At 66.4% G+C, this 6467-nt stretch carries 5 protein-coding genes; 1 reads left to right on the top strand and 4 read right to left on the bottom strand.

Annotated elements, in window-relative coordinates:
- Positions 1-1023 precede the first annotated feature (1023 nt).
- Positions 1024-2313 (top strand): glycosyltransferase, encoded by a 1290-nt coding sequence (locus AB0M26_RS31070; protein WP_365266227.1) that lies wholly within the window; start codon positions 1024-1026, stop codon positions 2311-2313.
- 128 nt (positions 2314-2441) lie between these two features.
- On the opposite strand, the gene AB0M26_RS31065 is transcribed toward AB0M26_RS31070, so the two are convergent.
- The 4 genes from AB0M26_RS31065 to AB0M26_RS31050 all read right to left on the bottom strand — a co-directional run bounded on the left by AB0M26_RS31065 (position 2442) and on the right by AB0M26_RS31050 (position 6307).
- Entirely contained in the window at positions 2442-3899 is a 1458-nt protein-coding gene (locus tag AB0M26_RS31065) for an NCS2 family permease (protein WP_365266224.1), read from the bottom strand.
- A gap of 481 nt (positions 3900-4380) precedes the next feature.
- Positions 4381-4974, bottom strand: a complete 594-nt coding sequence (locus AB0M26_RS31060) for a hypothetical protein (RefSeq protein ID WP_365266222.1) — start codon at positions 4972-4974, stop codon at positions 4381-4383.
- Positions 4971-5684 carry a dihydrolipoamide S-succinyltransferase gene (locus tag AB0M26_RS31055; protein ID WP_365266220.1) on the bottom strand — a complete coding sequence of 238 codons (714 nt, stop codon included), beginning with the start codon at positions 5682-5684 and terminating at the stop codon, positions 4971-4973. The genes AB0M26_RS31060 and AB0M26_RS31055 overlap by 4 nt, the downstream gene beginning before the upstream one ends.
- Positions 5585-6307 carry a hypothetical protein gene (locus AB0M26_RS31050; protein ID WP_365266218.1) on the bottom strand — a complete coding sequence of 241 codons (723 nt, stop codon included), beginning with the start codon at positions 6305-6307 and terminating at the stop codon, positions 5585-5587. The genes AB0M26_RS31055 and AB0M26_RS31050 overlap by 100 nt, the downstream gene beginning before the upstream one ends.
- Positions 6308-6467: the final 160 nt, after the last annotated feature.

Raw genomic sequence — 6467 nt, 5'->3', positions numbered from 1 at the left:
CTACCGCAGACGCCGACACGCGAACATCGACACACCAATCGCCGTCACCACCCCAACCACCACCGCCTGACACAGCAGCACCGAGGACACGCACGCCCTGGATCACCATCGCCAGCTCGAGGGTCGACCCGCCCCATGGCGAACACCAGCCGACACCACCGGTCGAAGCCCCTCACCATCGATCGACAGTCTCAAGGCAACCAGGACACCTGCGAGACGAAGCGCGGTAGCACCGCGGCCCACGAAGCCCTACTCGACCAACTCAGCCGCGCACTGCTGCACTTCCCCACCCCGGAGGCATTGCCCGAACAGCGCAAGATCCACGCGCACTTCGGAAACGTCGACAAGCTGACGGCGCGTCGACAGCCGACCTGGCCACGATCAGCACACCGCCAGGGGGACCCGCTCATACGCGACGCAATGCCCGCTACGAACCCATCCAGATCGGCGCCAGGGGACGCAACCGCTGACCCATCCGCAAGGTCCGGCGACGTCCACGTCGAAGCCCAACGATCCCAGCACGGCCTCCGGTGCACTCCCCGGCCCAGGAGGCGGGTGAAGTGCTGCAGTCATCTCGCTCTTCCAGCGCACTCCTGGAGCTCCCCTTCGTCTCCGAGGACATCGTGGAGATGGCGAAGACTTCTGCCTCCCCAACTTCGGAGAATTGCGCGGATCCGCCGGCCTGCTCAGCGCGGCAAGCGCCGAGGGACGCTGTTCCGATCTCCTACTCCGCCACCGGGACGGCAGGAAATCCCGTTCTCGTCGTGTCGAATGCCCCCGGCGTCACGGTGCCTCACGCAGATTGGGCCGGCGGCAGAACCACACTCTGTGCGCCCCATGCGACGCCCCCGTTCCACTGGATCTACGATTACTTACCAGGTGGACGATGACCTTTCGCACCATCACAAGTGCGTCTGGCGTTGCCCACAATGACCGCTGACCCGCATGCCGCGGCCGTGACCGACAAGACCCTCGCCTGGCGCATAGGGCTGCAGTGCGGAGATCCTCGGTACGGCTTGACTCATGCCGTGTGCAGTAAAGGCTCTTCCCCCCACAAACAGAGGCAGCATGGGCCGGACCGTAGTGATCATTGCCGTAGGGACCCGCGGGGACGTCCAACCCTGTTTGGCACTGGGTCAGCTTCTTGCCCGACAGGGTGACATCGTACGGGTGATCGCCAGCCGTCATTATCACAACTTGATCAGTGAGACCGGCGTGGAGTTCCACCCACTCTCCCTTGATCCCACCGAGATCATCTTGTCCCCTGAAGGGCAGGAACTGCTGGCGCGTGGACGCAGCCCGGCCAAATTCATCCGCGGCATCCACCGAATCCTTGAGCCGTTGATCGCCCGTATGCTCTCGGAGCTTCAGGCGGGCGCCGAGGGAGCGGATCTCGTCCTCGCCCCCATGTTCAGTTTCCTGGGCCTTCATGTGAGCCAGTATCTGGGCGTCCCACACGCAGTCATCCACTTTCAACCAAGCCACCCCTCCGGAGCGTTCCCACATCCCCTGATTCCCGCTGCACGGTTCCTGGGGCCGTTCGGAAACCGCCTCAGCTTCGATGCAGTGGACCTGGCCTCTTGGCTGACATGCCGTCAATCCATCAACACCTGGCGCCGCGACAGCCTCGGCCTCCCCCCAATGCCCCCCCTCGGTCCCCTCTCCCACGCCCGTCGCGCCCCCACGCTGTGCGCCTTCAGCCCGATTGTCGTACCCCGGCCCCCAGACTGGGGAGCGAACGTCCACATGACGGGCTTCTGGTTCCTTGAGCAGCCGCAGTGGACACCCTCACCGCATATCCTCGCGTTCCTCGAGAGCGGGAGCCCGCCTGTATTTGTCGGTTTCGGCAGCATGAGTACCAGGGACCCCGAGGCAACCGACCGCATCGTACGGACGGCACTCCGGCGTGCCGGACTCCGCGGCGTCCTCACCGGCGATCCCGGCACCAGCAATGACGACATCCTCGTTGTCCAAGACATCCCCCACGGCTGGCTGTTCCCCCGTATGGCCGCGGTCGTTCATCACGGCGGAGCAGGCACCACTGCTGCGGCACTTCGGGCAGGAGTGCCGTCCTTGGTCTGCCCCTTTTTCGGCGACCAGCCCTACTGGGCCGCGCGTGTACACAGTCTGGGCGTGGGGCCGAAGCCCCTCCCGGTCCGGCACCTCACGGTCTCAGCCCTCACCGACAGGCTGCGCGCCACCACCAGGGACATTCACCATGCCGACAGGGCGCGTCGCCTGAGCCGGCGACTGAATGCCGAGAAGGGAGTCGCAACCGCCTGCCGGATTCTGAATCAGGTTCAGCATTCATAACTCACCACACAGAGTGAACCAGGCAGTGACCGCAACCGGTACCTCCCCTTGGCCAATGAGCAGCCGCTGGGTGGTGATGTGTCAGCGGTTGATCGCTTGGATTCCGCCCACTGTGACGAGTCGGCAGCTCAGTTCACGCCGAGGAGCTGCTCGACCGGGTCGATCGCGAAGTACACCGCGAACAGCGCCGCGGTCACCCACAGCAGCCAGTGCACCTCCCGGGCCTTGCCCAGCACCGTCTTGATGACGACATATGCGAGGACGCCCGCGCCGATGCCGTTGGTGATCGAGTAGGTGAAGGGCATCAACGCGATCGTCAGGAACGCCGGGATCGCGGCCTCGTACCTCTCCCAGTCGATGTGGCGTACCTGCGACATCAGCAGGAAGCCCACCGCGACCAGGGCCGGGGCCGCCGCCTGGGTCGGGACGACCGTGGCGAGCGGGGTGAGGAAAAGAGCGACGCCGAAGAGCCCTCCGGTGACCAGGGAGGCAAAGCCGGTGCGCGCGCCTTCGCCGACGCCGGCCGCGGATTCGATGTACGAGGTGTTGGAGGACGCGGAGGCAGCGCCGCCGGCGGCGGCCGCCAAGCCGTCGATCAGCAGGACCCTGCCGAGGCCCGGGACCCTGCCCCGCTCGTCGAGCAGGCCGGCCTCGGCGGAGACGCCGACGACGGCGCCCATGCTGGCGAAGAAGTCGCTGAGGATGAGCGTGAACACCAGCAGGACGATCGTGATCACACCCATCTGCTCGAACCCGCCGGAGAGGCTGAACGCGCCGACCAGTCCGAAGTCGGGAGCCGCGAAGATGTGCTTGGGGACCGCCGGGGCGGTCAGGCCCCACGCGGTCGGCTTGATATCGGCGATCTGGTTGATGAGGATCGCGAGGAAAGTCGTGGCAACGATGCTGAGCAGGATCGCGCCCCTCACCCTGCGGGCCATGAGCGCGACGGTGAGCACTACGCCCAGGCAGAACACCAGAACCGGCCAGCCGGTCAGCTGACCGGCCGCACCGAGCTGGACGGGGACGGTGCCGGTCTCGCCTGGGATGCGGGTGGCGAAGCCGGCGCCGATGAACCCGCTGAAGGCGATGAAGAGGCCGATACCGACGCTGATGGCCTGTTTGAGGGACTGTGGGATGGCCTGCATGATCGCCTCGCGCAGACCGATGATGACCAGGACGGAGATCAGCAGACCTTCAATGACGACCAGGCCCATGGCCTGCGGCCAGCTCATCAGCGGGGCGACCTGGAGGGCGACGACGGAGTTGAGGCCGAGTCCGGCGGCGAGGGCGAGCGGCAGATTGCCGCCCAACCCCATGATCGCGGTCATCACCGCGGCCACCAGGGCGGTGGAGGTGACGAGCTGGGGCCCGGACAACTGTGCGCCGAACTTGTCCTTGGCGTTACCGAGGACGATCGGATTGAGCACCAGGATGTACGCCATGGTGAAGAACGTGGCGAAGCCGCCGCGTACCTCGCGTCCGAAGGTGGAGCCGCGGACGGTGATCCTGAAGTACCGGTCGACCGCGTTCCGGGGCCGTGGGCCAGGTGGCGGTGGTACGGCCTTGCCCGTGAGCTGACCTGGCATCGCTCTCCTCGGTGGGCAGATGGCCCCTTGGGATCAATGGGTCCGATGTTCTCAGTGGCCGTAGGCGATCAGAGGTCGTTTGATCTTGGCGTCGGTGGTCCAGTTGTGTCAGACGGCGGCTGCCAGGGGCGAGGAGTCGTCGGCGGGGGCGGGCGAAGACTCCCGCGGGGGATTGGCCGCCAGGTTCTTCCAGGCTGAGCCGGCCTTTGAGGAGGTCGAACACCGCCTCGATCGTTGCACTGCAAGCAACGCGGCCCCCGCAGCGGCACACCTCCGATCCGCCGCCCCAGTAGGCGACAGCTCGTTCCACCTCGAGCCAGGTCCTCGGGAAGAGGCTCCCCCAAACCGATCGGTGCGGCGGCGTCCACCTACTCGTGCAACCTGCGATCACTGCACGACGAACCCGACCAGGCCGCGTACTTTGACGGCGAGCAGAGGTGACGCGCCCTCGGTTCGCGCTCGTGCCTCTTCCCGGCGGGTATCAGACGCCGATGCCGATGGCGGAGACGTATGCGTAGGCGGCGAGTTCGGAACCGATTTCGTTGATGGTGTCTTCCCAGATGGCGTCGAGTTCGTCGAGGTCGCGTGCGGCCCAGGCGTCGACGATGTCGTCCCAGCCGTAGCGGACTTGGAGGGTGCGCTGCTCGATGACCCGTACGCGGCCGGGCGTGACATCGGTCTGGTCGACGGGGTAGATCTCCACGCGGCGGCCGCGGCCTTCGTTGGTGAGGAAGCGTTTGAGCCGGCCGGAGCGGACCAGATTCTCGCGGCGTCGGGTCCAGTAGGCGTTGTCCAGTCGGTCGAGGACGTCCTTGGTGCGGGGGGTGGTCTTGCCGCGCATCCAGTTCTTGATGGTGCGGTCGGCAAACCCCTGAGTGCGCAGTTCAGCGCGGCCGGACGGTGAATCGAGGTAGTTCAGCCGGGCTTTGATGCCGCGTCTGGTGGTGATGGGGGATTTGATGCCGTGAGTGTAGACGATGCGGTTGATTTCCAGCACGAGGGCTTCGGCGCCGGGCATTCCGGCCGCGCCGAAGTGTCCGAAGTTGTTCCACAGGTCGGTGGCGCCGCCGCTCACTTGACTCCCCCAAGGCTGTAGGTGTGCTTGGCTTTCACCTCGGCGAGGCCGCGGCCTTCATTCCACAGGCTCTGCCAGTCGCCGATGAGGTGAAGTTCGTCGGTACCCTTCATCTCCACCACGGTCAGCCCGGCCGTATGTGCCTTGTGGGCTTTCAGCCAGAGGTTGGCGAAGGCCTGGGAGCGGATGATGTGCATCCAGTCCGGGCGGCGCATTTCGGTGTTGGAGGTGGACTCACCGATGGTGGAGACGAATTTGGAGTACATCATCTTGATGTACTCGGTCGCCAGCTCGTCACCGCCTGCGATGGCGTGCTCCCGCGCGGCCGCCAGGCCGCGGCGCAGTTTCTCCAGGAGGGCTTCGGTGCAGCCGGAGGTCCAGGACTCGTGGATGACGGGGGTGTCGCACAGGTCGAGGGAGGCGCAGCGCTGGAGGAGACGGAGGGTGGGTTCGGTGATCCAGAACGGGCCGGGTTCCTGGCGGGCGCCGAGCGGGTCGGGGAGGTCGGTGTGGTCCCACGTGGTGCGGTCGATGAGGTGGACGCCGGAGCGTTTGCGGTCGTGCTGGCCGTCGGTTGCGTGAACCAGCTTGCCGATCGGCAGGTGGGTCTTCAGCGCGGAGAGTAGGCGGCGTTCATGTCGAGGGCCGTGACCGGCTGCAGCTCGATCTGTCCGGTTCTGGCGGCCTTGAAGAGGGCGGTGTTGCGCCACTTCGGTCGGCCTTCCCAGATCTGGTCGGCCCCCTTTTGTTTCCTCTTCTTGAGGATGTCGGTGGTGGGCGGGAAGTCGCTGTGCTCGTACCGGCCACCGATCCGGCTCTTGTGGAAGAACGCCATCACATCGGGGATGGCCTTCTTGATAAGTTCCTTGCCCGCCGCCTCGAGATCTCCCGCGTGCTTTTCGAGGACCTCCTCGACTTTGCCGAGTACCTCCGCCGCGAGAGCGTCTTCGGTCCTCCCGGCTCCCTTCTGCGTAGCGGAGCGTCGTCGAATCGGGGCCGTGGCCGGCCCGTTGGCGGACGCAGGCTCCTGCGGCGCGTCGTGAGCCTTCTCGACCGGGGCGGGGCCCGAGGTTGTGAGGCATGCCCCCGCGATGTGCTGGGGTGTGCCGCCGGCGCGATAGGGCGTCGGCTTCCCGCACAGGACGCACGGCTGCGGGGCACCGACGATGGCGCGTCCGTCTTCCGACCGGTCGGCGTCCTCGACCACCGGCGCGACGGGCGGCTGGCTGCTGGTGACCGGCGCCGAGTTCGGGGCGTTGGCAGCAGAAGCGGCTGCTTGGATCTGGGCGGGCCCCGCTCCGAAGCGTTGCGCTGCAGGCTGCTCGGCAGGCACGTCGGATACGGAGCCTTCGACGACGTGCAGTGCCTCGGGGAGGGCGATCAGCGTCTGGGCCCCGCCTAGCCTCGCCGTTTCATTTGCGTACGGCTGGCTGGGTCGGAAAACGCGAAAGTGCCTTCCTGACCTGGAACGATGAACCTTGCTGAGGGGTTCT

Source organism: Streptomyces sp. NPDC051776 (assembly GCF_040681345.1).
Taxonomy (GTDB): Bacteria; Actinomycetota; Actinomycetes; order Streptomycetales; family Streptomycetaceae; genus Streptomyces.
This window is presented reverse-complemented; position numbering and strand designations above follow the sequence as displayed.